21 protein-coding genes are annotated in these 26,723 nt (G+C 64.3%); 7 read left to right on the top strand and 14 right to left on the bottom strand.

Features of this window, described 5'->3' with window-relative positions; genetic code table 11:
* Window positions 1-26 precede the first annotated feature (26 nt).
* From FXV83_RS02440 to FXV83_RS02455, 3 genes are all read right to left on the bottom strand, one after another.
* Window positions 27-836 carry an ABC transporter permease gene (locus FXV83_RS02440; RefSeq protein WP_148737411.1) on the bottom strand — a complete coding sequence of 270 codons (810 nt, stop codon included), beginning with the start codon at window positions 834-836 and terminating at the stop codon, window positions 27-29.
* A 344-nt stretch (window positions 837-1,180) separates the two neighbouring features.
* Window positions 1,181-1,840, bottom strand: coding sequence for a TetR/AcrR family transcriptional regulator (locus FXV83_RS02445; RefSeq protein WP_148737545.1), 660 nt, complete (start codon window positions 1,838-1,840; stop codon window positions 1,181-1,183).
* A 207-nt stretch (window positions 1,841-2,047) separates the two neighbouring features.
* Window positions 2,048-2,896 carry a VOC family protein gene (locus tag FXV83_RS02455; RefSeq protein ID WP_148737415.1) on the bottom strand — a complete coding sequence of 283 codons (849 nt, stop codon included), beginning with the start codon at window positions 2,894-2,896 and terminating at the stop codon, window positions 2,048-2,050.
* A gap of 211 nt (window positions 2,897-3,107) precedes the next feature.
* On the opposite strand from FXV83_RS02455, the gene FXV83_RS02460 reads away from it, so the two are divergent.
* Together FXV83_RS02460 and FXV83_RS02465 are read left to right on the top strand one after the other, a co-directional pair.
* The gene (locus FXV83_RS02460; protein WP_148737417.1) at window positions 3,108-4,001 is read left to right on the top strand and encodes a sugar kinase; all 894 of its coding nucleotides are present in this window, start codon (window positions 3,108-3,110) and stop codon (window positions 3,999-4,001) included.
* Window positions 4,002-4,019: 18 nt separating this feature from the next.
* On the top strand, window positions 4,020-4,937 hold the full coding sequence (locus FXV83_RS02465; RefSeq protein WP_148737419.1) for a ribokinase: 918 nt from the start codon (window positions 4,020-4,022) through the stop codon (window positions 4,935-4,937).
* A 188-nt stretch (window positions 4,938-5,125) separates the two neighbouring features.
* Here FXV83_RS02465 and FXV83_RS02470 read toward each other — a convergent pair whose 3' ends face one another.
* Window positions 5,126-6,346 carry an NAD(P)/FAD-dependent oxidoreductase gene (locus tag FXV83_RS02470; RefSeq protein ID WP_148737421.1) on the bottom strand — a complete coding sequence of 407 codons (1,221 nt, stop codon included), beginning with the start codon at window positions 6,344-6,346 and terminating at the stop codon, window positions 5,126-5,128.
* Between the two features lie 244 nt (window positions 6,347-6,590).
* Here FXV83_RS02470 and FXV83_RS02475 point away from each other — a divergent pair, with 244 nt between their 5' ends.
* On the top strand, window positions 6,591-7,385 hold the full coding sequence (locus FXV83_RS02475) for an enoyl-CoA hydratase/isomerase family protein (protein ID WP_148737423.1): 795 nt from the start codon (window positions 6,591-6,593) through the stop codon (window positions 7,383-7,385).
* Window positions 7,386-7,394: 9 nt separating this feature from the next.
* Here the strand turns inward: FXV83_RS02475 and FXV83_RS02480 are convergent, their stop codons facing one another.
* From FXV83_RS02480 to FXV83_RS02495, 4 genes are all read right to left on the bottom strand, one after another.
* Window positions 7,395-8,735, bottom strand: coding sequence for a TRAP transporter large permease (locus tag FXV83_RS02480; RefSeq protein WP_148737425.1), 1,341 nt, complete (start codon window positions 8,733-8,735; stop codon window positions 7,395-7,397).
* Complete coding sequence (locus tag FXV83_RS02485; RefSeq protein ID WP_148737427.1) at window positions 8,732-9,310, bottom strand: TRAP transporter small permease; 579 nt, start codon at window positions 9,308-9,310, stop codon at window positions 8,732-8,734. Before FXV83_RS02485 ends, FXV83_RS02480 begins: the two co-directional genes overlap by 4 nt.
* A gap of 209 nt (window positions 9,311-9,519) precedes the next feature.
* The gene (locus FXV83_RS02490) at window positions 9,520-10,515 is read right to left on the bottom strand and encodes a TRAP transporter substrate-binding protein (protein WP_148737429.1); all 996 of its coding nucleotides are present in this window, start codon (window positions 10,513-10,515) and stop codon (window positions 9,520-9,522) included.
* Window positions 10,516-10,570: 55 nt separating this feature from the next.
* The gene (locus FXV83_RS02495) at window positions 10,571-12,301 is read right to left on the bottom strand and encodes an IlvD/Edd family dehydratase (protein ID WP_187435606.1); all 1,731 of its coding nucleotides are present in this window, start codon (window positions 12,299-12,301) and stop codon (window positions 10,571-10,573) included.
* 175 nt (window positions 12,302-12,476) lie between these two features.
* On the opposite strand from FXV83_RS02495, the gene FXV83_RS02500 reads away from it, so the two are divergent.
* Together FXV83_RS02500 and FXV83_RS02505 are read left to right on the top strand one after the other, a co-directional pair.
* Complete coding sequence (locus FXV83_RS02500) at window positions 12,477-13,163, top strand: GntR family transcriptional regulator (protein WP_148737433.1); 687 nt, start codon at window positions 12,477-12,479, stop codon at window positions 13,161-13,163.
* Between the two features lie 165 nt (window positions 13,164-13,328).
* Window positions 13,329-14,600 (top strand): MFS transporter, encoded by a 1,272-nt coding sequence (locus tag FXV83_RS02505; protein ID WP_148737435.1) that lies wholly within the window; start codon window positions 13,329-13,331, stop codon window positions 14,598-14,600.
* Window positions 14,601-14,893: 293 nt separating this feature from the next.
* Here FXV83_RS02505 and FXV83_RS02510 read toward each other — a convergent pair whose 3' ends face one another.
* The gene (locus FXV83_RS02510; RefSeq protein ID WP_148737437.1) at window positions 14,894-15,718 is read right to left on the bottom strand and encodes an NAD-dependent epimerase/dehydratase family protein; all 825 of its coding nucleotides are present in this window, start codon (window positions 15,716-15,718) and stop codon (window positions 14,894-14,896) included.
* 91 nt (window positions 15,719-15,809) lie between these two features.
* On the opposite strand from FXV83_RS02510, the gene FXV83_RS02515 reads away from it, so the two are divergent.
* Complete coding sequence (locus FXV83_RS02515) at window positions 15,810-16,790, top strand: SMP-30/gluconolactonase/LRE family protein (RefSeq protein ID WP_148737439.1); 981 nt, start codon at window positions 15,810-15,812, stop codon at window positions 16,788-16,790.
* Window positions 16,791-16,895: 105 nt separating this feature from the next.
* On the opposite strand, the gene FXV83_RS02520 is transcribed toward FXV83_RS02515, so the two are convergent.
* On the bottom strand, window positions 16,896-18,326 hold the full coding sequence (locus tag FXV83_RS02520; RefSeq protein WP_148737441.1) for an aldehyde dehydrogenase family protein: 1,431 nt from the start codon (window positions 18,324-18,326) through the stop codon (window positions 16,896-16,898).
* A 282-nt stretch (window positions 18,327-18,608) separates the two neighbouring features.
* Entirely contained in the window at window positions 18,609-20,972 is a 2,364-nt protein-coding gene (locus tag FXV83_RS02525; protein ID WP_148737443.1) for a transketolase, read from the bottom strand.
* Between the two features lie 133 nt (window positions 20,973-21,105).
* On the opposite strand from FXV83_RS02525, the gene FXV83_RS02530 reads away from it, so the two are divergent.
* A complete protein-coding gene (locus FXV83_RS02530; RefSeq protein WP_148737445.1) occupies window positions 21,106-21,567 on the top strand; it encodes an Lrp/AsnC family transcriptional regulator in 462 nt (153 codons plus the stop codon).
* Window positions 21,568-21,750: 183 nt separating this feature from the next.
* Here FXV83_RS02530 and FXV83_RS02535 read toward each other — a convergent pair whose 3' ends face one another.
* From FXV83_RS02535 to FXV83_RS02545, 3 genes are all read right to left on the bottom strand, one after another.
* The gene (locus FXV83_RS02535; RefSeq protein WP_187435607.1) at window positions 21,751-22,692 is read right to left on the bottom strand and encodes a DMT family transporter; all 942 of its coding nucleotides are present in this window, start codon (window positions 22,690-22,692) and stop codon (window positions 21,751-21,753) included.
* A 208-nt stretch (window positions 22,693-22,900) separates the two neighbouring features.
* Window positions 22,901-23,740 carry an aldo/keto reductase gene (locus FXV83_RS02540; RefSeq protein WP_148737449.1) on the bottom strand — a complete coding sequence of 280 codons (840 nt, stop codon included), beginning with the start codon at window positions 23,738-23,740 and terminating at the stop codon, window positions 22,901-22,903.
* Between the two features lie 268 nt (window positions 23,741-24,008).
* Entirely contained in the window at window positions 24,009-26,714 is a 2,706-nt protein-coding gene (locus tag FXV83_RS02545; RefSeq protein WP_148737451.1) for a nitrate reductase, read from the bottom strand.
* Window positions 26,715-26,723: the final 9 nt, after the last annotated feature.

The following is a 26,723-nucleotide window of genomic DNA, read 5'->3' on the forward strand; positions in this document are numbered from 1 at the left end:
CGTTGGTGGCCGTTGTTTGCTCTGTTTTAAGAAGCGAAAATCACGTCCTCGCGCTGGCTGACATGCCAGGGAATGATCAGTTTCTCGATCCGGTCCACGATCCAGAACAGCACGACGCCGAGCAGCGCCAGGATCACGAGCGCTGCGAACATCGTCGGCAGGTCGAAGGTGCCGATCGAGCGCTGCATCACATAGCCGATGCCGGAATTGGAGCCGACGAACTCGCCGACGACAGCGCCGACCACGGCAAGCGTCACCGACACTTTGAGGCCGGAGAAGATCGCCGGCAGCGCATGCGGCAGATTTACCGCGCAGAACACCTGGAACCGGCTGCCCTGCATGGCGCGGGCGAGATCGACCATGTCAGGGTCGACCGATTTGAAACCCTGCACGGCCGAGACAACCACCGGGAAAAAGCCAAGCAGGAAGGCCGAGATCACTTTTGGAATGATGCCGAAGCCGAACCAGACCACGAACAGCGGCGCGATCGCGATCTTCGGCACCGATTGCGAGAACACCAGCAGCGGATAGACGTAGCTTTCGACCGTTTTCGATCCCGCGATCAGCATCGCGACGGGAATGCCAAACAGCGCGGAAAGCGCGAAGCCGCAGACCGTGGCATAGGTCGTCGGCCAGGACTGTCGCAATAGTTCCGGCCAGTCCGTGCGCAGCACCGCGATGACATCGCCCGGCGACGGGATCTGGTAGGCGGGGATTTTGAACAGCCGGATCGCGAGATCCCAGGCCACGACGATGAACACCAGGAACAGAAACGGCCGGATCCAGGCCGCATTCAGCATCTTGGACACCGCACTTTGCGGCTTCAACTCAGCCACGTCTCGCTCCCGGTATTCTTGTTCGTTCGGGGAGAAATTAACCCGTTGGATAAATACTGTCCAGAGCTTTTCCCTGTGACGTTCTGCGCGGGGGTTCCACAAAACTCGATGTCGTCCCGGCGAAGGCCCGGGACCCATAACCACAGGGTGATATTTGTCGAAGGGCGGTCGTTCGGGATTAGCACCGCGCACAGTCGATAGATCACGCGGTATGGGTCCCGGCCTTCGCCGGGACGACGATGGAGAGGCATATCGCGTCAACACATCGTCATTGCGAGGAGCGAAGCGATGAAGCAATCCAACCCGACGGAACGCGCCAAGGCGCGCGCCGCGCAGTCCAAGCTTTACACCGTCTGCGCCACCGCCGCGCCCTTCTTCGGCGGCTTCACCACATCGAACAGCGCGGCGGACTGCCCCGTCAGTGCCGCCAGCACGAGGCCGACCATGTGCGCCAGCCGCTCGGCCTTGGCGTCCTTGGCGAGCAGGTCGCGGCCGAAGATCACGCTCAGCGTGGCCGAGTTCGACAGATAGAAGAAGCAGAGCGCGGCGATCGAGATGTAGAGCTGGACGGGGTCGACCGCCACCGGGAAGTCGCCGCTCTCGACGCCGCGGCGCACCACGGCGCGGATCATCTCGACGAAGGGCGAGTGCATCGACTTGACCTTGGCCGAGCGCTTCAAATGTTTTGCGCGCGCGAGGTTCTCGGTTTGGAGCAGCGACAGGAATTCGGGATTGCGCAGGAAATAGTTCCAGGTGAATTCGATCAAGCGCCGGATCGCCTCCGGCGGGTCGAGGTGTTCGAGATCGAGCCCCCGCTCCTCGCTGCGGATCTTGTCATAGGCGCCTTCGAGCACCGCGAGATAGAGATCGTCCTTGTTGCCGACGTGATAGTAGAGCATGCGCTTGTTGGCGCCGGCCTGGGCCGCGATGCGGTCGACGCGCGCGCCGGCAAGGCCGTGGGCCGAGAACTCCTGCTTGGCGGCTTCGAGGATGCGCAGCCGCATGCCCTCGGGGTCGCGCTGCCATCTCAGATTTCGCTTTGCCTTTGCCTTCGCCAAACCGGTTGCTCGCTGAGGTGCTGTTAACACGCATGTAACATGCGGGCGCCGTCATTGCGAGGAGCCCTTGCGACGAAGCAATCCAGAATCCCACCGCGGAAACAGTCTGGATTGCTTCGCTTCGCTCGCAATGACGAGTGGAGAGAACGGCGGCTATTCCACCGGGTTCGGCGAACGCTCCAAGAGGACGGTCTGGATTCCACAGGTGCCGGTCCGGACCGTCATCACCCGCGTGCCGGGCTTGCGGCCGTTGCGGACTTCGGTGACGTCAAGGCCGGCGGCGATCAGGCGGGCGCGTGTGGCGTCGATGTCCGTCACCCGCCAGCTCAGCCCCCACAGACGATCATGCAGGGAATCGCCGCCTGCGATCGGGCGGCGCACCACCTCGACGATGAGGTCGCCGCAGCGGAAGAACATCAGCTGGCCCCAATCCTGATTCGAGCGATCGAGCGCCAGGTCGAGCCCGAGCCGCGCGCCGTAAAGTGCGGCGGCACGCTCGGAATCCTCGGTCGTGATCACGACGTGGTCGAGCGCGTCGATCGGCGCGACGTCGGTCGCAGGCGAGCGCGGCCGCTCCTCGGCCAGTTCGAGGAAGAACATGCGCACGCCCCGCGTCAGCTCGGTGGCGGCACGCGTGCGCTTCCAGTGCAGGACGGCGTCGGTTTCGGCGTCGCTGCTTTCGACCTCGGCGACGGGATCCGGACTCAAGGCCACCCGGTCCAGCCGCCGGTGCATCCTGCCCATGTCTGCGACACGAAAGCACAGGCTGGCGAGCACACCCTCGTGGTCATCCAGCAGCGCGCGCATCCGGTCCGCCGCCACGCTGAAGCCGTTCGGCGCCATCAGCTCGATCGTCATGTTCGCGAGCGTGAACAGCACCCGGTCGGCGCCCTCGCCGGAATTCTGCCAGGCCGGCGCCCGCCCCAGCAGCGTCCGATAGGCCGCCTTGGCCGCACCGATATCCCTCACCAGAACGACGACGTGATCGAGGCCGGTGATCATCTTCCCCCCTTATTTGCCGACCGGGAACATCGGTCCAAACAACGGCATTTGTCCGAGCTTGGCATTGCCCGATGATGGTCGTATTCCGGCCCCAAGCTGACCTCAAGCGCTTCGGGCGGCGGATTTGCGAATAATTTCAGCGTCCATCAGCGGAACCGGTGCTAGAGTAAAGCCCGTCGGCCGGGACCACAAAGCGCATCACGGACAAGCAATGCAGGCTCTTTTTATCGGACAGACCTATATCGACGTCGTCTTCATCACCGACCACATGCCGACCGGCGACGAAAAGCACGTGGCCTCGGACTACGCGGTCTCCTTCGGCGGCAACGCGGTGACGGCGGCATTCTGCTGCGCCAAGCTCGGCATCGTGCCTGACATGATCGCCACGGTCGCCAATGACTGGCTCGGGCGCATGTTCCAGGACATGTGCGCGAAATACGCGATCTCGCTGCACGGGCGCAAGGTCAACCAGTCGTCGCTGTCCTTCATCATGCCCAAAGACGGCAAGCGCGCCATCGTCCGCTGCCGCGACGACGAGCACATCCATCCGTTCCCGATGCTCAACCTCGGCGGCTGCCGCGCGCTGCATGTCGACGGCCATCAGCCGGATGCCGCGATCCACTACGCAAAGGTCTGCCGCGAGGCCGGCATTCTCACCTCGCTCGACGGCGGCGGCCTGCGCACCAACACCCACGAGCTTCTCGAATACATCGACGTCGCCATCGTCGCCGAGCGGCTGTGCGAGCAGATGGATCTGACGCCGGAGAAAATGCTCGACTACCTGAAGGGCCGCGGCTGCAAGATCGGCGGTATCACCATGGGTGAGAAGGGCCTGCTCTGGTACAACGAGACCGGCGCGGTCGAGACCATGCCGGCGATGCCGATCCCGCGCGAGCGCGTGATCGACACCAATGGCGCCGGCGACGTCTTCCACGGCGCCTATGTCTATTCGTACCTGGCCCACCCCGGCAAAAGCTGGCGCGAACATTTCGACTTCGCCCGCGCCGCTTCGACTTACAAGATCCAGCGCCTTGGCAACGAGGCCGGCCTGCCCACTCTCGTCGATATCGCCAAAGTCAGGCACGAGTTCGAAGTCAGGGTCTAGCTCTTCCTGGAGTGTCACATGGGACGCGTCTTCGTTGCCGGCAGCATCAACATGGATGTGGTGGCGACGGCCGATCGCCACCCAAAAGTCGGCGAGACCGTCGCCGGCAGGCAGGTGCTGTATTTTCCGGGCGGCAAGGGCGCCAACCAGGCCGTTGCAGCGGCGCGGCTCGGAGCCGGGACCACGCTGATCGGCCGGCTGGGCAAGGATTCCTTCGGCGCCGAGCTGAAGGCTTTCCTCCGCGATCAGGGCATCGATCTCGGTTACCTCCAGGAGAGCGCCGAAGCGCATACCGGCACTGCGATCATCACGGTCGCCGAGACCGACAACACCATCGTTGTCATTCCCGGCACCAATGCGCTGGTCGGCGCCGACGACGTCAACGTCGTGCCGCTGGTGCAGGGCGACGTCGCCGTCAGCCAATTCGAGATTCCGCTGCCCGCGATTGCCGCCTTCTTCCGGCGCGCACGGGCGGCCGAGGCGACGACGCTGCTGAACCCGGCACCGGCGCAGAGATTCTCCCGCGAACTGCTCGCGCTCGTCGATGTGCTCGTGCTGAACGAGACCGAGCTCGGCTTGCTCGCCAGCGTCGAACTGTCCGAGGACGACGATGCGGTACGGATCGTCGATGCGGCACGTCAGCTTCAGGCCAATCAGGATCAGACGCTTTGCGTCACCCTCGGCAAGCGCGGCGTGCTCGCGCTCGCCGGCCATGAGGAATTTTTCGTGCCCGGCCGTGTGGTGAAGGCGGTCGACACCACCGGCGCCGGCGACTGCTTCGTCGGCGCGCTGGCGGCGCAGTTCGCCCGCGGCGCAGCCTTGCGCGACGCCCTCGCCTTCGCCAACGCCGCCGCGTCGATCAGCGTGCAGCGCATGGGCGCGGGGCCGTCGATGCCGACGGCGGCGGAAGTCGCGGCGGTCGTCAAGGCAGGCTGATGCCGTTCTTACCTCGCCCCGCTTGCGGGGAGAGGTCGGAATTCAAGCGCAGCTTGAATTCCGGGTGAGGGGGGACTCTCCGCGAATGCCTCTCTCACCGTACCCGCGGATAGAGCCCCTCACCCGCCCCTCTCAGCGCGAGCGAAGCTCGTCGCGGCCCCGTAAGAACGGGGAGAGGGAGAAGAGAGTCACGCCAGCGCGCTCTTCAGGTCAAAGCTTTCATCCGCGGCCTGTTCTGGCGTGATCGAGCGGTCCATGCCCTGCAATCTGCGGCCGAACATGTGATCGCCGGCGCGATTGACCGACTCGATGCCGAGCAGCCTGTCGCCCTTGTAGCAGAACGCCGAGAACGCCTTCCTTGCGGGATCGCCGCGCAGCACGACGCGGTCGTAGCCGGTGGTGAGCCCCGCGATCTGGAGCTTGTCGTCGCCCTGGTCGCTCCAGAACCAGGGATGGCTATCGTAAGGCTTGCGGTCGCCGGTCAGCCGTGCCGCCAGACAACGCGCATGGTCGGTCGCGTTCTGCACCGACTCCAGCCGCAGCGATCCGCCGAAGCGCGGGCTTGCGAACAGCGCACAGTCGCCGACCGCCGAGATGTTCGGATCGGCCGTTGCAAGATATTCGTCGACGATGATGCCGGCGGCGACCGGCAGCCCTGCCTCGGCCGCGAGTTCGATGTTCGGCAGCACGCCGACGCCGACCACGACCAGATCAGCCGGCAAGTGGCGGCCGTCGCTGAGGCTGACGCCGGTGACCTTTCCGCCCTCGGCCTCGATGGAAGTAGCCTGTACGCCGAGGTGAATGCGGATACCCGCCTCGCGATGCCGCGCCTGGAAATACTCCGAGACCTCCGCCGTCACCGCCCGCGCCATCACGCGCGGAGCGAGCTCGAGCACGTCGACCTCGAGGCCCTTGATCCGCGCCGTGGCCGCAAATTCGAGGCCGATGAAGCCGGCGCCGATCACCACCACCCGGGTCTTCGACGGGATGATTGCTCGGAGCGCCTCGCTCTCGTCGAGGATGCGCAAGTATTTCACGTCGGGCAGATTGGCGTTGGGCAGGTCGAGCAGGCGGTTGCGCGCGCCGGTGGCCAGGATCAGGTGGCCGTAGGCAAGCGTCTCGCCTGATGCGAGGTGCACCTTGCGCCCGGCGCGGTCGATCGATGCGGCGCGGCCCGCGATCAGCTCGATCTTCCGGTCCTGGTAGAATTTCTCCGGCCGGAACATCAGGCTCTCCGGCCCGGCCGAGCCCTTGATATAGGCCTTGGACAGAGGCGGCCGCTGATAGGGCAGATGCACCTCGTCGTTGATCAGGCAGATGCGCTCGGAAAATCCCGCCTGCCGCAGCGATGCCGCAGCCTGGTAGCCGCCATGGCCGGCGCCGACGATGATCACGGGTCCGTCCGTCATTGGAACAGCCCGAATTTCTGGACACAGGTGTACCCCACGTCGACTCCTCTCTTGTTGATTTGGCTTGCTAGCCGCGTCGATTGAGGAGCCGGCGCTCGTGTCCGTCCCTAAACGATGGCAACGCCATTTGAGCCTATCGTCCCGCCTGACGCAAGACCATCGCAGGCCGCCCTGCGCCGGGGATTGTCACCCCCCGCCTTCTGCGATTTAGTTGCAGCAATGACCTCCTGCCGGAGATTTTCCAATGACCGCTCCCGTCTCCCGACCCGATGATCCCGCCCTCTTGCGGATCGATGGCCCGATCGCGACCATCACGCTCAACCGCCCCGCCGCGTTCAACTCGATCAACCTTGCGATCGCGCAGAAGCTCGAGCAGCTCGCAGCCTATATCGAGGGCGCCGAGGAGATCAGGGTCGTGGTGATCGAGGGCGAAGGCCGCGCCTTCTCGGCCGGCGGCGATCTGCAAACGATCGGCGCTGCCGCCGAAGCCAATACGGTGACGCCGGTCGTCGGCGAGCTGCTCAAGCATTATCATGCCTTCATCGAGACCATCCGGCGCATGCCGAAGATTTCGCTGTCCAGCGTGCACGGCTCGGCCGCCGGCGCCGGCATGGGGCTCGCCTTCGTCACTGACCTCTGCATTGCCGCAGACGACGCCAAATTCACGCCGGCCTATGCCAAGATCGGCGTGTCGCCGGACGGCGGCTCTACGGTCGGCATCGTCGGCACGGTCGGCGTCCGCCGCGCGCTGCAGATCTTCCTGTCGGAAGACAGTTTTACTGCGCAGCAGGCCTATGAATGGGGCCTGGTCGCCAAGATCATCCCCGCGACGGAGCTGAAAATGGCGACGCGGCAGCTCGCCGAACGGCTGGCGCAGAACCCGCCGGCCGCGATCGCCGGCACCAAGTCGCTGGTCTACCAGGCTGCCACAACGTCGGTGAAGCAGCAGCTCGATGCCGAGGAGCACAAGATCATCATGGCGATGAACACGGAGGAGTTTCGCGCCGCCGTGAAGAAGTTCACCAGCAAGGGGAAGTAGCCGCTCCCCTCATTTCGGACAGATGTAGCCTGTCCCCGCCGGCGACTTGAAGCAGCCGACGGATTCCGGCAGTACCTGCTGCGGCAGCCACAGCACCACGCTCGGGAAGTAGATCGCAAACGCGATGGTCGCCAGGAACACCAGGTAGATCGGCAGCGCCGCGCGCAGCGCCTTGGCAAAACTGACGCCGACGAATTTCGACGCCATCAGCAACACCAGCCCATAGGGCGGCGTGATCAGGCCGAAGGCGAGCGTGGCGATCAGCACCACGCCCATGTGAACGGCGTTGATGTCGCCGGCCTCAGTCAGTGTGTTGACCAGCGGCATGAAGATGATGATGGTCGGCACCGGTTCGATGAAGTCACCGACGACGGTGAACAGCAGCACCATCAGCAGCATGATCAAATGCGGATCGTTGCCGGCGATCGAGGTGATCATTTCGGCGATGTAGCTGGCCCCGCGCAGGTACGCGAGCATCCAGCCGAAGGCATTGGCGGCGCCGATCGTGATCAGCGGCAGCGAGAAGATCAGGCCGGCGAGGCAGAAGTCGTACGGGATCTTGCTGATGTGCCCACGGTTGAGCGCGGGGATGACGACGAGGATGATCCAGACCACGGCGACGACGCCGGCTTCCGTCGGCGTGAACCAGCCGGTCAGGATGCCGCCAAGCAGGATCACAGGAATCATCAGCGGCAAGGCGGCATCGCCGGCAGCGAACACGATCTGCCGCACCGGCGCGCGCGGCTTTCGGAGGCCGGAGGGGCCGAAGAAATAGCAGTAGATCATCAGGCCGAAGCCGATCATCAGGCCCGGCACCACGCCCGCCATGAACAGGCCGGCGATCGAGACGTTGCCGACCGCGCCATAGACCACGGCGGTGATGCTCGGCGGCACCAGCGCCGCAATGGTCGAGGCGGATGCGATGATGGCGGCGATGAACGCCGGCTCGTAGCCCTCCCGCTTCATCGGGCCACCGAGCGCGCGGCTCATGACTGCGACATCAGCGGTGGTCGAGCCGGACATCTCCGAGAAGAACATGCTGAAGACGACCACGACCTGCGACAGCCCACCCCTGATATGCCCGACCAGCGACACCGACAGGTTCGCGATCCGCACCACCACGTTGGCCGAGCTCATGAGCTCGCCGACCAACAGAAAGAACGGGATCGCCAGCAGCGCCTCGGAATCGACGCCGTCAAAGATCTTCTGGATGATCGCGGCGAGCGACACATCCGACAGGATCGCGCCGATGAACACACCCGCCATCAGCGAGAACGGCACGGGGACGCCGAGATAGCCGAACGACAGGAAGCAGACCGTCATCAATGTGAGAACAATCGGCGCGCTCATGGCTGTGCCCTCATCTGCGCCTCTGTGAGGCCAGGCGCAGCATCCTCGTCCGGCGGCTCGGGATGGTCAAAGCCGTTGCGCAAACCGTTGACGAGCTGCTCGATCGTGAACAGGCCGACCAGCACACCTGACAACGGGATGATCGCATAGAGCGAGGCGATCGGCGTGCCCGACGGCAGGCGAAAACTGCCGAAGCCGCGGAGATAGTTCTGATAGCCGTACCAGATCAGGCAGAAGGCGACGCCGAGCACGACGAGGCGGATGATGACCTCGACGATCAGCCGCGGCGTGCCGAGCATCGCCTCCGAGATCGCCGTGAGATAGAGGTGATCGTTGCGCCGGGTCGCCGCCGCGGTGCCGACGAAAATCGCGTAGATGAACAGTGTCGAGGTGACCTCTTGGAGCCAGAGCCAGGGATGACCGATGGTGCGGGTGACGATGTCGGCGGTCACCGACAGCGAGAATCCGAAGCACAGCACGCCGCAGAGGATCATCAGTGCGAGCTCGAGCCAGTCGAGCGAGCGCCATTTGAGGTGACGCTGGCGCTGTACGAGCAGCTTGTCGGCGATGGGCATTTAATTCCCGATCTCCAGGTCTAGTGCGGAATGATATCAAGTGGAATCGGCAACTGCGGGTGGGTTTAACCTCTCCCGCTTGCGGGAGAGGTCGGCGCGAAGCGCCGGGTGAGGGCTCCCTCGTCATTGGGAATCTCTCCGCAGAGGCACCCTCTCCCCGACCCTCTCCCGCAAGCGGGAGAGGGAGCGCACCGTCTTCCGGCATCACATTAATTCACCGACCGGATCAGGTTCTTGATCTTCTCGGCATGCGGACCGAGATCCTTGGCGAGCTTGTCGAGGTAGGGATCGGCGACCGCCGTAAAACTCTTCTTGTCGACGTTATCGACGATCTTGACGCCCATCTTCTTCAGCTTGTCGCCCGCGGTGCGCTCGAGGTCGAACGCCTTCTGCGGCTCCTTCGTGCTGATCTCGTTGGCGGCGGCCTGCACCCAGCCCTTCTGCTCGGCTGACAGGCTCTGCCAGAGCTTATCGGAGACGAAGACCAGCGCGTTGTTGGCCTCGTGCTCGGTGATGTTGAGGACCGGAGCCACCTCGTAGTGCTTGTTGACGAGATAGACGTTGATGCTGTTCTCGGCGACGTCGACCACGCCGGTTTGCAGCGAGGTGTAGACGCTGCCGAACGGCATATGCACGGTCTGGGCGCCATAGGCCGGGAACATGGTGTCCTCGGTTGCGGTCGCCTGGACGCGGATCTTCAGGTTCTTGATGTCGCCGACATTGTGGATCTCTTTCTTGGAGTACATGTGGCGCACACCCTGCGAGCCCGTGGCGATCACGTGCAGGCCCTGCGTGGTTTCATCGATCATGGTCTTGAGCGCTTCGAACACTTTTGGATCGGCCAGCCCCTTGACCACATGGTTCTCGTCGCGGAACAGGAAGTGCAGCGACATCACGCCGGCCTGCGGCGAGATCGTCGCGGTGTTGGCGGACGAGATGATCGCGAATTCGACGTCGCCCGCCTTCACGAGTTGCAGCACCTGCGGCTCCTGCCCGAGCTGCGCGCCGGGGTACTGGTCGATGATCATGGTGCCCTTGCTCAATTCCTTGAGCTTGTCGGCAAAGAGGTCGCCCGCGATCGAATAGCCGGTGTTGCGCGGCTGGTCATAGGCGAAGCGATAATGCTTCACCTCCTGCGCCCCGGCTCCAGTAACGAACAGCATGGCGGCCATGGCCACCAACCCACGCATGGATCGTGCAATCATCGTTTCCCCCTGTTTTATCGCCCGTCGCTTGAGCGGCTGAGCGTTCGGGTGGCGATCACCCTTTTTCGGTCTTTTGCTCAGTCTGCTTCCCAGTCCTCTGCATGAAGTCGAAGTCGCAGCCCTCGTCGGCCTGCATGATGGTCTCGTTGAACAACCAGGCGTAGCCGCGCCGCGCCTCGTCCGGCGTAGCGGCCGGCTTCAGTGCGGCACGCCGGCGCTCCAGCTCGGCCGCATCGACCAGAAGCTCGATGCTGCGCTTGCCGACGTCGAGTTGGATCATATCGCCGTTCTGCACCAGCGCCAGCGGCCCGCCGACGGCGGATTCCGGCGTGATGTGCAGCACGATGGTGCCGAACGCCGTGCCGCTCATGCGCGCATCCGAAATACGCACCATGTCCTTGGTGCCGCCGCGCGCGAGCTTCTTCGGGATCGGCAGATAGCCCGCCTCGGGCATGCCCGGCGCGCCCTTGGGGCCGGCATTGCGCAGCACCAGCACATCGTCGGCATTCACATCAAGATCGGGATCATCGACCCGCAGGGTCATGTCCTCGACGGATTCGAACACCACTGCGCGTCCGGTGTGCTGCAACAGTTTCGGGCTCGCGGCCGACTGCTTGATCACCGCGCCGCGCGGCGCGAGATTGCCGTGCAGGACGGCAAGGCCGCCTTCCTTCTTGATCGGATTGTCGCGCGGGCGGATCGCGTCCTGGCCGGGCACGTCTTCCGCATTGGCGACGACATCGCGCAGCGTCTGGCCCGCGATCGTCTTCGCATCGAGATCGACGAGGTCGCCGAGCTGCGCCAGCAATTTCGGCACGCCGCCGGCGTGATGGAAATGCTCCATATAGTGCTCGCCCGAAGGCTTGAGATCGACCAGCACCGGCACCTCGCGGCCGAGTTGGTCGAAGGCGGCGAGGTCCAGCCGGTGCGGCGAGCGATGCGCCATCGCCGTCAGATGGATCAGGCCGTTGGTCGAGCCGCCGATGGCTTGCAACACCACCTGCGCATTCCTGAACGAAGCCGGCGTCAAGAGTTCGCTCGGCTTGGGCCCCTTGGTCTTGGCCATCTCGGCGGCAACCCTGCCGCTCGCTTCCGCAAGACGGAAGCGTTCGGCATGCGGCGCGGGAATGGTCGCGCTCATCGGCAGCGACAGGCCCATCGCCTCGATCATGCAGGCCATGGTCGAGGCCGTGCCCATCACCATGCAGGTGCCTACCGATGGCGCGAGGCGACCGTTCACCGCCTCGATCTCGGCATCGTCCATTTCGCCGGCGCGATACTTGCCCCAGAGACGGCGGCAGTCGGTGCAGGCGCCCAGCACCTCGCCCTTGTGGTGACCGACCACCATCGGCCCCACCGGAATGACCACGGTCGGCAAATCGGCGCTGATCGCCGCCATGACCTGCGCGGGAAGAGTCTTGTCGCAGCCGCCGATCACGATCACCGAATCCATCGGCTGGGCCCGGATCATCTCCTCGGTGTCCATCGCCATCAGATTGCGCAGGTACATCGAGGTCGGATGCGCAAAGCTCTCGGCGATCGAGATGGTCGGGAACACGAACGGCATCGCGCCCGACAGCATCACGCCGCGCTTGGCGGCCTCGATGATCTGCGGGACATTGCCGTGGCAGGGATTGTAATCACTATAGGTGTTAGTGATGCCGACGATCGGGCGCTCCAGCGCGTCGTCGGAATAGCCCATGGCCTTGATGAACGCCTTGCGCAGGAACAGCGAGAAGCCGGCATCGCCATAGCTCGTCAGACCCTTGCGCAAGCCACTGCTCATCAAGCCACTCCATTCCGTCTTGCCATTGTGGTACAGCCTGCCCCTTGATTGTCAATAACCCAAGCGACTTTTCCGTCGTTTCGGGATCACGGCACCGCAATATGCCACGATTATTGACAATCCGAGGCTTCCCTGCTCCACAGAAGGACCGGCCAGACGCCGGGAGGCTGAGGGCATGTCCGACACGCACACCGCTGAGACAATGACGGTCCGGCGCGACGATCCGGACAACGTCGTCGCGCGGCTCGAAGAGGACATCATCTTCGGCCGCCTCGCGCCGGGCGCGCGCCTGACCGAGGACGCGCTGATGTCGGCCTATGGCACCTCGCGCCACTTCGTGCGCCAGGCGCTGGTGGACGCGGAGCGGCGCGGCATCGTCCGCCGCGAGAAGAATGTCGGCGCCACCGTGCGGTTCTATTCGTCCGAGGAAGTCCAGCAGATCTACGAGGTCCGGGAGATGCTGACCCGGCAGGCCGCGTTGATGATCCCCCTGCCCGCACCGCCGGCACTCATCGACGAACTGACCGCGTTGCAAAGCCAGTATTGCGCGAAGGCCGACGCGCAGGACCTGCGCGGCATTCACGAGACCAACGACGCTTTCCACCTCGCGCTGTTCGGGGCTTGCGGCAATCCCTATCTGGTGCGCTCACTGCAGGACTACATGAACCTGACGCTGCCGATGCGCGCGAAGAATCTCGCTGATCGCGATGGGCTCGCGCAGTCGCGGCGCCAGCATGAATTGATGATCGAGCTTCTCAAGGGCCGCGACAGCTGGGCGCTCGCCCAGCTCTGCGTCGATCACATGCAGTTCAGCAAGAAGGATTATCTGGCGCGGATTGGGGACGAGGGAGCTGGGCGGTAAGGGGCGCGCACTCGTAAATGTGGGATATCCTCCAACCTGAATCGACGCACCGCGTCAAGACAGGCATCAAGACCTTTTGTCAAGCCATCGAAATAACGCAGAGCCAGACTACATAGGGATCGCGTCCGGCGGCACCTCACCCTTCTTCCTCCCGAATGAAATGACATGACCGAACAGACCCTGGCTGACCCGATCGACCAACGGCAAGAGCTGTCCCGCGGCTTTTCGCGATACCAGTCAATTCTCGTTGCGTTGCTGGCGCTGGTCCAGTTCACGATCATCATCGATTTCATGATCATGTCGCCACTCGGCGCCATCATCATGCCGGCGCTCGATATCTCGGCCGCACAATTCGGCGTGGCGGTCTCGGCCTACGCCTTCAGCGCGGGAATTTCCGGCATCCTGGCGGCAGGCTTTGCCGATCGGTTCGATCGCAAATGGCTGCTTCTATTTTTCTATCTCGGCTTTACCCTTGGAACGGCGCTGTGCGCGATCGCTCCCAACTACCATGTGCTGCTGCTCGGGCGGATCGTCACCGGTCTGTTCGGCGGTGTGATCGGCTCGGTCGTGCTCGCCATCGTGACCGATCTGTTTGCGCTGCAATTGCGCGGCCGCGTCATGGGTTTTGTGCAAACCGCCTTCGCTGCGAGCCAGGTGCTTGGCATTCCGGCCGGTCTTTTTCTCTCCAACCACTGGAGCTGGCACGTCGCGTTCGGCGCATTGGTCGGCCTGTCGGTGATCGGGATGGCCGCCGTGCTGTTCCTGATGAAGCCGGTGAACGGCCATCTCGTGCTGAAGCAGGACAAGAACCCGTTCCAGCATCTGATCGCAACCGTGGCGCAGCCGCGGTATTGGATGGCATTTTCGGTGACGACGCTGCTGGCGACCGGCGGCTACATGCTGATGCCGTTCGGCAGCGCCTACACCGTGCACAATCTCGGCATCGACATCGTTCACCTGCCGACGATCTATCTCGTCTCCGGCCTGTTCAGCATTTTCATCGGGCCGCTGGTGGGACGCGCCAGCGATGCTTTCGGCAAGTATCCCACCTTTGTCTTCGGAAGCGCCATGTCCATCGTCATGGTGCTGATCTACACGCATCTCGGCGAGGTGAGCCTGACGGTCGCGATCCTGGTCAACGTCCTGATGTTCGTCGGCATCTTTTCACGCATGATCCCGTCGCAGGCGTTGATCTCCGCAATCCCGGATCCGGCACAACGCGGCTCCTTCAGCGCGATCGGCGCCTCGCTGCAACAACTCTCCGGCGGGCTCGGCTCCGTGCTCGCCGCCGCGCTGATCGCACAGGATGCCGACGGCACGCTCCGGCATTTCGACCGGCTGGGATACGTTGTCGTTACGACGGCGGTGGTATCGCTGATCCTGATGTACCTGGTGCAGAGGCCCATCGCGGCCCAGGCCGGCAAACGGGTGGTTTGAGGCGACCTTCCTTTCGCCTCTCCCCGCTTGCGGCAGGGCTATCGCATATCGGCTGATCTTGTTGTGGCCGATCCTTCGAGACGCCCGCCTTGGGGCGGGCCCTCAGGATGAGGATGGAATGCGCGGCAGCGGTTTCCACGGGCTCCGATGCCGCTCAGCCTCATCCTGAGGAGACCGCGGAGCGGTCGTCTCGAAGGACGAGGCGCGCGCTCAGGCCGCCCACAAAGGCCGATGCGATAGCCCTGCCGCTCGCGGGGCGAGGGAGCGCACCACCATTGAAGCGATCCCTCGACCTACCGCTTATTCCAGTCGATGATGCGGCTCGCGTCGCCGTCGAACTCATTGCTGCAGAATGCGCCGCCCTGGTAGTGGTCGCCGATCGGGTCCGGCTTCAGCTTGGCTTGCTCCGCCATCGCATGCGCCACATGATCCTCGGAGCGGCCGATCGGGCGATAGCCGAACGCGTAGGCGCGGTGGTTGTCCCACCAGGCGCGCTCGTTCAACGATACGCCGTAGAAGATCTCGAAATGAATATCGGGGTGCTCGAGCCCGATCTGGCAGAGCTGCACCAGATCCTCCGGCTTCAGCCACATCGCGATCCGGCGATGATCAAGCGGCCTCTCGTCGCAATTGCCGATCCGGATGCAGGTCACCTTCAGCCCGTGCTTGTCGGCGTAGAGCGCGCCGACAGCTTCACCGAACACTTTGCTGACGCCATAGCGGCCGTCGGGGCGCACCGTGACGTCGGTGTCGATCCTGCGGTGGCGCGGATAGAACCCGACCGTATGGTTGGACGAGGCGAACACCACGCGCTTGACGCCCTTCCTGTGCGCCGCCTCGAACAGATTATAGCCGCCGATGATATTGGCCTGGAGGATGTCGTTCCAGGGACCTTCGACCGAATAGCCGCCGAGATGGATGATGCCGTCGACGCCCTCGCAGATCGCCTCGACCTGCGCCATGTCGGACAGGTCCGCCGCCCTAAACTTTTCGCTCGGGCCGAGATCGGCGGGCGGGCGGATATCGCTGAGCAACAGGTCCGGATAGATCGGTGGCAGCAGTTTTCGCAAGCGCGTTCCGATTCCGCCCGAAGCTCCCGTCAACAAGATGCGCGGCATGTCTTTCCTCGTATTTAGCGACCGATTTGCCGCCGTAGATATCTGATGATAGCAGACTTGGACAGAGGGAACGCAATAACGAGACCTGCACATGAACGATGCATCGTCCCAATTCCAAGAAAGGCCGCAAGGCTGGCGGCCGGCGACCTATTACCCCGATCCGGCGATAAGTGCACTCGACCCGCGCTTCGAAAAATACTGGCTCAAGCTGTCGGCCGTGGAGCGGCTGACGACCGGCCTGCGCTGGGCCGAAGGCCCGGTGTGGTTCGGCGACGGGCGCTATCTGCTGTGCAGCGACATCCCGAACCAGCGCATCATCAAATGGGAGGAGGAGACCGGCGCCGTCTCGGTGTTCCGCAAGCCCTCGAATTTCGCCAACGGCAACACGCGCGACCGCCAGGGCCGGCTCGTCACCTGCGAGCACGGCGGCCGTCGCGTCACCCGCACCGAGTATGACGGCTCGATCACGGTGCTGATGGATTCCTTTGGCGGCAAGCGCTTGAACTCGCCGAACGACGTCGTGGTGAAGTCCGACGGTTCGATCTGGTTCACCGATCCGACCTTCGGCCTGCTCGGCAATTACGAGGGTTACAAGGCCGAATCCGAGATCGAGCCGAACGTCTACCGGTTTGATCCTGCGACTGGCGAGGCGACCATCGTCGCCGAAGGCGTGTTGGGTCCGAACGGGCTGTGCTTCTCGCCGGCCGAAGAAATCCTCTATGTCGTGGAATCGCGCGGGGTGCCAAACCGCAAGATCCTCGCCTATGACGTCTCCGCGGCCGGTACCACGATTTCCAACAAGCGCGTCTTCATCGATGCAGGTCCGGGCACGCCGGACGGCATGCGCTGCGACGTCGACGGCAATCTCTGGTGCGGCTGGGGCATGGGCGATCCCGAGCTCGATGGCGTCATGGTGTTCGCGCCCGACGGCGTCATGATCGGCCGCATCGCGCTGCCCGAGCGCTGCGCCAATCTCTGCTTCGGCGGCGTCAAGCGCAACCGCCTGTTCATGGCGGCGAGCCAGTCGATCTACGCGCTGTATGTCAACACGCAGGGGGCGGTGGGGGGATAGCCCCCGCCGTCATTGCGAGGAGCTCTTGCGACGAAGCAATCCAGACTGTCTCCGCGGACAGATTCTGGATTGCTTCGCTTCGCTCGCAATGACGACAGGTGACGCTTACGCCGCGTTGAAGCCGGCGACGGCCTTCACCTCGAGGAAGTCCTCGAGGCCGTACTTGCCCCACTCGCGGCCGTTGCCCGACTGCTTGTAGCCGCCGAACGGCGCGGAGCGGTCATTGGGCACGCCCTGGAGGTTGACGTTGCCGGCGCGGATCTGGCGCGCGACGCGCTTGGCGCTCTCGACCGTGTCGGCCGAGACGTAGCCGGCGAGGCCATACGGCGTGTCGTTGGCGATCTGCACCGCCTCGGCTTCGTCCTTGGCGCCGATGATGGTCAGCACCGGCCCGAAGATTTCTTCACGGGCGATCGTCATGTCAGGGGTGACGTCGGCGAAGATGGTCGGGCGGACATAGAAGCCCTTGTTGACGCCCTCCGGCAGGCCCGGACCGCCGGCGACGAGCGTTGCGCCCTCGTCGATGCCCTTCTTGATCAGCCCCTGGATCTTGTCCCACTGGCCGCGGTTGACCACGGGGCCGATGGTGGTGCCTTCGGCACGGGGATCGCCGGCCTTGGTCTTGTCGGCGACCGCCTTCGCGATCGCGGCGACTTCCTTCATCTTCGACAGCGGCACGATCATGCGCGAGGGCGCGTTGCAGGACTGGCCGGAGTTGTTGAACATGTGCATCACGCCGCCGGTCACCGCCTTCTGCAGGTCGGCGCCTTCGAGGATGACGTTCGGCGACTTGCCGCCGAGCTCCTGGCTGACGCGCTTGACGGTCGGAGCCGCGCGCTTGGCAACGTCGATGCCGGCACGGGTGGAGCCGGTGAACGAGATCATGTCGATGTCGGGATGCTCGCTCATGGCAGCGCCGACCTCGGGGCCGAGACCGTTGACGAGATTGAACACGCCCTTCGGCACGCCGGCTTCATGGAGGATTTCCGCGAAGATCAGCGCCGAGGTCGGGGTGAACTCCGACGGCTTCAGGATCATGGTGCAGCCGGCGGCGAGCGCGGGCGCGACCTTGCAGGCGATCTGGTTGAGCGGCCAGTTCCAGGGCGTGATCATGCCGACCACGCCGATCGGCTCGCGCAGCACCATCGCGGTGCCGACCGGTTCCTCGAAATGATAGTTCTTGAGCACGTCGAGCGTGGTCATGAGATGGCCGAGGCCGGCGCCGGCCTGGAGCTTCTCCGCCATCGGCAGCGGCGCGCCCATCTCGTCGGAGACGGCGGCGCCGATCTCCTTGAGGCGCCCCTTGTAGACCTCGATGACTTTCGAGAGCAGCGCAACGCGATCTTCGCGGCTGGTCTGGGAGAAGGTTGCGAAGGCGCGCTTGGCGGCGGCGACAGCCTTGTCGACGTCGACCTTGGAGCCCAGCGCAACCTCGTACATCGCCTCTTCCGTCGCCGGATTGACCACGGCGGTGGATTTCTTGACGGCGGGATCGACCCAGGCGCCGTCGATGTAGAATTGCATGCGATTGACCATCGTTAACCTCTTCTTGGGGGCTTGGGGGCGTTTCGGCAGGCATCCTTGCACGAAAGCGCCTGCAATTGAACCCGCCATATGCGGGGCCAGCGTTGCGGCGGACGGAGGTTATATGAGCCGATGGCGGGAGCGAGGCAAGGTCTCGCCTCACACACGATGTCGTCCCGGCGAAGGCCGGGACCCATAACCACAGGGCGCAGTTGCTTTGCACAGGCGTCGATCACCTGTAGCCACCAATCACCGCCGCGGCGTATGGGCCCCGGCCTTCGCCGGGGCGACGAACTACACCGCCATCTTCCGATGCAGCACCGGCGCGCCGGTGGTGAGGCTTTCGGCCGCATCGATGATGGCGTTAGCGTCGATACCGTAATGGCGGTAGAGGTCCGCGATGCTGCCGGTCTGGCCGAACTGCTCGACGCCGAGCGCCTCGACGCGATGGCCTCGGACGCTGCCGAGCCAGCCAAGTGCCGCGGGATGGCCGTCGATCACGGTCACGATGCCGCAGTCGCGCGGCAACGGCGCCAGCAACTTCTCGATGTGGCTGAGATGCTGCACGCCGCGGCGATCACGCCGCAATTTTCGCGCGGCGGTCCACCCGGAATGCAGGCGGTCGGCCGAGGTGATCGCGAGCAGGCCGATGTCGCGGCGACTCTCGCCGATGAATCCGGTCGCCTCGATCGCTTCGGGCGCGACCGCGCCGGTATAGGCGATCACGAGCTCGACATTGGGCCCGGGCTTGCGCAGCCAGTAGGCGCCGTCGGTGATGCCCTGCTCCAGCTCGGCCGTCATGATGCGCTGCGCCTGCTCGATGCTGCGCGTCGAGAGCCGCAGGTACACCGAACCGCCCTCGCCGGGATCGCGCTGCATATGGCCAAAGCCCCAGCCCATGATCACGGCGAGCTCGTCGACGAAGGCAGGCTCGAACGAGGCGAGCCCGTCCTGCGCCATGCCGATCAGCGGCGTCGCGATCGACTGATGCGCGCCGCCTTCGGGCGCGAGCGTAATGCCGGACGGCGTCGCCGCCACCATGAACCGCGCATCTTGATAGCAGGCATAGTTCAGCGCATCGAGGCCACGCTCGATGAAGGGATCGTAGAGCGTGCCGACCGGCAGCAGCCGCTCGCCGTTGATCTGGTGCGACAGGCCGAGCGCCGAGAGCATGATGAACAGGTTCATCTCGGCGATGCCGAGCTCGAGATGTTGTCCTTTCGGCGAGGCATCCCAGTTGAACGTCGAGGGAATTTTCTCGCTGCGGAATAAGTCCGCCTTCTCGGCGCTTGCGAACAGGCCGCGCCGGTTCACCCAGGGTCCGAGATTGGTCGAGACGGTAACATCGGGCGATGTCGTGACGATACGCCTGGCCAGTTCGCTGTCGCTGCGCGCGATCTCGTTGAGCACGAGGCCAAAACCCTGCTGGGTCGACATCTGCGGCGACGGCTTGAACGCGAGCTGCGACGGCACTTCGACCATCGGCGCGGTGAGCCGGCGGCCGTCCTGGTTGAACGGCACGCGCGCGAGGAAGGCGTCGAGCTCGGCGGCATCCTGGGCGAGACCCTCGTACCTGTCCCATTCGTGGCCCGGACGGATGTTCTGGCTGGCGCGATATTTCTCCATCTGCGCGACGGTCATCAGGCCGGCGTGATTGTCCTTGTGGCCCTGGAACGGCAGGCCGACGCCCTTGATGGTGTAGGCGATGAAGCAGACCGGCCGATCGTGGTCGACGGATTCGAACGCCTCCAGCATGCTCGCCATGTCATGGCCGCCGAGATTCGACATCAGCGCCAGCAGCTCGTCGTCGCTGCGGCGGTCGATCAGTTTTGTGATCGGACCCTGGTCGCCAATCTCGTCGTGCAGGTGCTTGCGAAAGGCCGCACCGCCCTGGAAGCACAGCGCCGCATAGAGCGCGTTCGGGCAATTGTCGATCCAGCGCTTCAATGCTTCGCCGCCGGGCTCGGCAAAGGCCTCGCGCATCAGCCGGCCGTACTTCACGATGACGACGTCCCAGCCGAAATTGCGGAACATGGTCTCGAACTTTTCCCAGAGCCCTTCGCGCACGACGGCATCGAGCGACTGGCGGTTATAGTCCACGACCCACCAGGTGTTGCGCAGCCCGTGCTTCCAGCCCTCGGCAAGCGCCTCGAAGATGTTGCCTTCGTCCATCTCTGCATCGCCGACCAGCGCAATCATCCGCCCTTCGCGGCGATCCTTCATCCAGCCATGCGCCTTGACGTAGTCCTGCACCAGCGAGGCGAACAGCGTCTGCGCAACGCCGAGACCGACCGACCCAGTCGAGAAATCGACGTCGTCGACATCCTTCGTGCGCGAGGGATAGGACTGCGCGCCCTTGAAGCCGCGAAAGTTCTCCAGCTTCTCACGGCTCTGCCGGCCGAACAGATACTGGATGGCGTGGAACACCGGGCTGGCATGCGGCTTCACCGCGACGCGATCCTCGGGCCGCAACACATGAAAATACAGCGCCGACATGATGGTGGCGAGCGAAGCAGACGAAGCCTGGTGACCGCCGACCTTCAACCCATCCGCGTTGGTCCGGATATGGTTGGCGTGATGAATGGTCCAGGACGACAGCCACAGCGCCTTGCGGCTAAGGGCGGAAAGGATTTCGAGACGAGCGGAATCAACGGGCATGGCGATGCTCCGGCAAATAAGGCCCCGATCATACGCCTGCCGGCTGCGCCAGATTTCTCAATTTTTCGCGCCATACCCGCCCGTATTGGGATATTTTACCAGTCTATGCCCATGGAACACAGGTTTCATCCCAATGCCCGAGCTCGACGCCATCGACCGCAAGATCCTCGCTTTGCTCCAGAACGACAGCCGGCTGACCATGCAGGAGCTCGCCGACAAGGTCGGGCTCTCGGTCTCACCCTGCCATCGCCGCGTCAAGCTGCTGGAGGAGCGCGGCGTTATCTCGCGCTATATCGCGACCGTCGACCAGAAGGCGCTGGGACTGCATGTCAGCGTCTTTATCTCGATCAAGCTGGCGCGGCAGAAGGAGGAGGACCTCAACCGCTTTGCGCGCGCGATCTCGAAATGGGACGAGGTGCTGGAATGCTATCTGATGACCGGAAACCGCGACTACCTGCTCCGCGTGGTGGCGGCCGACCTCGCCTCCTACGAGACCTTCCTCAAGACCAAGCTGACCCGGCTCGACGGCATTGCCTCGATCGAGTCGAGCTTTGCACTGAGCCAGGTGAAGTATTCGATCGCGCTGCCGGTGTAGGGCCTCCGACTCCCCGTCATTGCGAGCCAACGGGTCCGCGCAAAGCGCGGCCCGATGACAGGCTCCGCGAAGCAAGCCAGAACCTCTCCGCGTCGGCAGCCTGGATTGGTTCGCTTCGCTCGCAATGACGGGTGCTATCGCCAGGGCTGCACGACAATCTTGGTGCGCGTCTCGGGATCGGCGTCAGGCGTTCGGCGAACGCTCTTCCAGGATCAGGAGCTGGGCCCGGCGGATGCGTTCGCGATGGGCGATGTAGAGACCACTTGCGACGATGAAGGCAGCACCAGTGATGGTCCAGACGTCGGGCAATTCGCCGAAGATGAAGAAGCCCAGAATGCTGACCCAGAGCAATTGCGTGTAGGAGAACGGCGCCAGCACCGAGGCATCGCCATAGCGATAGGCGAGCACGATGATCCACTGGCCCACCGTGGACGCAACACCGATCACGATGCCAAGCCCGATCGCGGTCCAGCTCGGCGTCACCCAGACGAACGGCACCATCACGGAGAGGATCGCAACGCCGGTGAGCGCGGAATAGGCCATCGTGGTGACGACGGCTTCGCGCCCGCTGATCATGCGCGTCAGGATCAGTGCAGCAGCCCAGCAGAACGCCGAGATGATCGGGAAGACGGCGGCGACGTGAAACGCGCTCGAGCCAGGCCGCAAGATGATCATCACGCCCATCAACCCTATTGCCGTCGCGATCCAGCGGCGCATGCCGACCTTCTCGCTGAGGAAGATGATCGACAACGCAGTGACGAACAGCGGCGAGACGAAGCCGGTGGCCGAGGCTTCCGCGATCGGCAGGAAACCGAGGCCAGTGATGAAGAAGAGCGAGGAGCCAAGCAGCGCGGCGCCCCGCATCAGCTGCAAACCGAGCCGCTGGGTATGCATCGCATAGAGCGGCGAGCGCGGCAGCATCACCGGCGTGAACATCAGCGCGAACGTGACGAAGCGGATCCAGGTGATCTCGATCGAAGGCAGGCTCGTCGACAGATATTTCGCGGTAATGTCGGAGCAGCCGAGGAACACGGTCGACAACAGCACCAGCGCAATGCCCTTGAAGGGATGATCGACGCGCGCGGGTGCGCGGCGGCCAACCTTCTTCTTTTCGGGCATAGGCATGGAAATACTATCGAGCCTTGCGGCTGCGGCGGGCGGCGGAGTCACGGCTGGAACTCTGGAAAATGCGAATCGTGAGCGGCCGTAAAAAACGACAAATGCGCCGCTTTCACAACTTCAGAAAACAGGATGCCGATATGCGCCGATCGCCGCGCGCGTCAATATTCCATTAACAATGCGCGTTATTCCATTAACAATGCGCGTTGCTGCACTACAGCATGGGCAGGCCGCGCGGCTTGGGACCGCGCGGGAACGCCGCGTCCAACGCCGCAGTCTCGTCTTTCGTCAGCACGAGATCGCCGGCTGCCGCGTTTTCGCCCGCGTGTTCCGCGGACGATGCCTTCGGAATTGCGAACACCGTAGTTGCCCGGGTAAGGAAGCTCAGCGCGACCTGGTGCGGCGTCGCACCACGTGTTTCCGCAATGCGCGCTAGCACTGCGCCGCCCTTGCTGTTGCTCGTCGGGAAATCGTCATGACCGAATGGCGAATAGGCGACCACCGCTGTGCCGTGCCGCTCGCACCAGGGGATCACCGCGTGCTCGATCGCGCGTTGCTTCAGATGATAGAGCACCTGATTGCAGGCGATCCTGCCCTCGCCTGCGATGTCGAGAATCTCGTCGAGATCGTCGGCATCGAAATTGGAAACGCCCCAGGATTTGATCTTGCCGGTCTTCACCAGTTCCTCGAACGCGGCGACGGTGTCTTCCAGCGGATAGGAACCGCGCCAATGCAAGAGATAACAATCGAGCCGGTCGGTCTTGAGCCGCTTCAGCGAGCGCTCGCAGGCGGCAATGGTGCCGCGGCGCGAGGCGTTGCTCGGCAGCACCTTTGAGACAAGGAACACTTCTTCACGGCGGCCCGCGATCGCGTCCGCAATGACGAGCTCGGCGTCGCCGTACATCTCGGCGGTGTCGATATGAGTCATGCCGAGATCGAGCCCACGCTGCAGCGCCGTGATCGCGCGCTTGCGGTCGCCATGGTCGAGATACCAGGTGCCCTGCCCGATGACGGAGACGTTGGCGCCGGTCTCGCCGAAGGGATTTGTGTTCATGTTCTTCTCCGCTGCCGATCTCTCGTCCAAGCAACCACGACGGAGCTCAAGAGTTCAGTTCACCGAGATGCGTGACCAGCAAGCTCTCCAACGAGGCATCATATGGGACAGCGTTGCGGCCGTCGATTGCTGCGGGTGTCATCGCAGAATTCGTGTACAGCTACGTCCACACCGTCATTGCGAGCGTAGCGAAGCAATCCAGACTGGCTCCGCGAAAAGACTCTGGATTGCTTCGCTGCGCTCGCAATGACAATGGAAAGAGCCGGTCTTAACCCGCTGCGCCCGCGAGCTTGGCCTGCTTTGGCGGCGCGGCCTCGCTCGTCGCGATCAGGCGCTTCAGCTCGGGGATGCAGGAGCCGCAATTGGTGCCGGCCTTGAGTTTTGTGCCGATCTCGGCAGCCGTGCGCGCGCCGGCGGAGATGGTGTCGCAGATCGTGCCGCGGCCGACGCCGAAGCAGGCGCAGACGATGGGGCCGGTCGAGGCGGCGCCCTCGCCGGACTTGCCGGACAGCAGCATGCGGCGCTCTTCGTCGGTGACGTGATCGGCCACGAACAGGCTCTTCACCACCTCCCAGTCGCCGGCGTCGTGGGCGGGGCCGACGAACAGGCAGGTCTCGATGCGATCGCCCGCGAACGAGGCGGCGCGATAGACGCCGCCACCGAAATCGCGATAGTCAGCGACATCCTCGCCGGCGACGCCGTCGAGCCAGGCCGGCCAGCGCGCGAGATCGGCATTGTCCGCGAAGAGATAACCGAAGCCGCCGGCGACGCTGACGCGCGTCCACAACAGGTTCGGCGGCAGGTCGAGCTGCTTGCGCGACAGCGCGAAGCCGCGGAAGACGTATTCATACGGCGTGATCGCAGCCGGCGTCGCTTTCGATTCCGGCTGCCCCGAGAACGGATCGGTGAAAGACTGCACCAGCGCGCCGACGCGGCCGTGCGAGGCGTTCATTGCGCTCCAGTGGATCGGCGCGAACAGCGTGCCGCGCTGCTGCCGCTCGCTGACGACGACCTTCAGGATGCACTGGCCGTAGTCGGTGGTGATGCGGGCAAAGCCATCATGGACGACGCCGAACTTGTTGGCATCGTCGGGATGGATCTCGACGAACGGCTCGGGCAGATGCGCGCCGAGCCGCTGGCTCAGGCCGGTGCGCGTCATGGTGTGCCACTGATCGCGGATGCGCCCGGTGTTGAGCCGCAGCGGGCGCGAGGCGCCGGTTTCGCCGCGCAGCGCCGGCACCTCCGGCGCGATGAAGCGGCCCTTGCCGTCATTGGTGAAGAAGCCGCCGCTCGCGAAGAAGCGCTCGCCGGGCGCCCCGCCTTCGCGCGCGGGCCACTGCACGGGCTTCAATGCGTCGAAGGCCTCGTCGGACAACGCGGTGAGCGCGCCGATGTCAAAATCGCGGCTGCCATCGTTCTCGAACGCCGAAAGCGCGGCATGTTCGCGGAAGATATCCGCGGCCGATCTGTAATTGAAGCTGTCGCCGAAGCCGAGGCGCTTGGCGGTTTCGCTGAGGATCCACCAGTCCGGCCGCGCCTCGCCCGGCGCCGGCAGGAACGAGCGCTGGCGCGAGATGCGGCGCTCGGAATTGGTCACGGTGCCCGACTTCTCGCCCCAGGCGAGCGCCGGCAGCAGCACGTGCGGGCCAGCGTCGACGGTGTCGTTGGAAAGCACATTCTCGGACACTACGAACAGTTCGAGCTTCTTCAGCGCCTCGCGCACGAAGTCCGCATCGGGCAGCGACACCGCCGGATTGGTGCCCATCACCCACAACGCCTTGACCTCGCCGCGGTCGATGGCTTCGAACAGCTGCACCGCCTTCAGCCCCTCGTGGGTGGCGATGCGCGGCGCCTTCCAGAACCGCCGCACGCGATCGATGTCCGGCGGCGTGAAGTTCATATGCGCGGCGAGCTGGTTGGCGAGGCCGCCGACTTCGCGGCCGCCCATCGCATTGGGCTGGCCGGTGAGCGAGAACGGCGAAGCGCCCGGCTTGCCGATACGCCCGGTGGCAAGATGGCAGTTCAGGATCGCGTTGACCTTGTCGGTGCCCTGCGCCGACTGGTTGACGCCTTGCGAATACAGCGTCACGACGCGCGGCGTGTCGCGGAACATCTTGAAGAAGCTCGCGACATCCTGCTCGGTGAGGCCGGTGGCAAGCGCGGTCGCAGTGACGTTGCCGGCAATGCTGCGCGCACGGGCCAGCGCGTCATCAAAGCCGGAGGTGTTCTCTGCGATATAGTCCTGGTCCAGTGCACCGTTGTCGGCGAGATGGACAAAGAGACCTGAGAATAGCGCGGTGTCGGTGCCGGGCTTGAGGCCCAGAAACAGATCGACATCGCCGGCCGTGTCGGTGCGGCGCGGATCGATCACGATCATGCGCGCGCCGCGCTCCTGCCGATTCCTCAGCATGCGCTGGAACAGCACCGGATGGCACCAGGCGGCGTTCGAGCCGACGAAGACCAGAAGATCGGCCTCGTCGAGATCCTCGTAGCAGCCGGGCACGGTATCGGCCCCGAAGGCGCGGCGATGGCCGGCGACGGAGGAAGACATACAAAGCCGCGAGTTGGTGTCGACGTTGGCCGTGCCGACGAAACCTTTCATCAGCTTGTTGGCGACGTAATAGTCCTCGGTGAGAAGCTGGCCGGAAAGATAAAATGCGACCGCGTCCGCGCCGTCGCGCGCAACGATGTGCTGCATGCGATGGGCGACATGATCGAGCGCATCGCTCCAGGCGACGCGTTCGAGCACGCCCTTGCAGCGGATCATCGGATAGAGCAGCCGGCTTTCCAGCCCCACGGTCTCGCCGAGCGCCGAGCCCTTCGAGCAGAGCCGGCCGAAATTGGCGGGATGATCGGGATCGCCTGCGATCGCCGCGCCGCCGTTGCCGTCGGGCGTCGCCAGCACACCGCAGCCGACGCCGCAATAGGGGCATGTCGTCTTGGTGGTGCGCAGCGTGGGATCAATCACCGTCATCTCGAGCCG

Source organism: Bradyrhizobium hipponense (genome assembly GCF_008123965.1).
GTDB classification, from domain to species: Bacteria; Pseudomonadota; Alphaproteobacteria; order Rhizobiales; family Xanthobacteraceae; genus Bradyrhizobium; species Bradyrhizobium hipponense.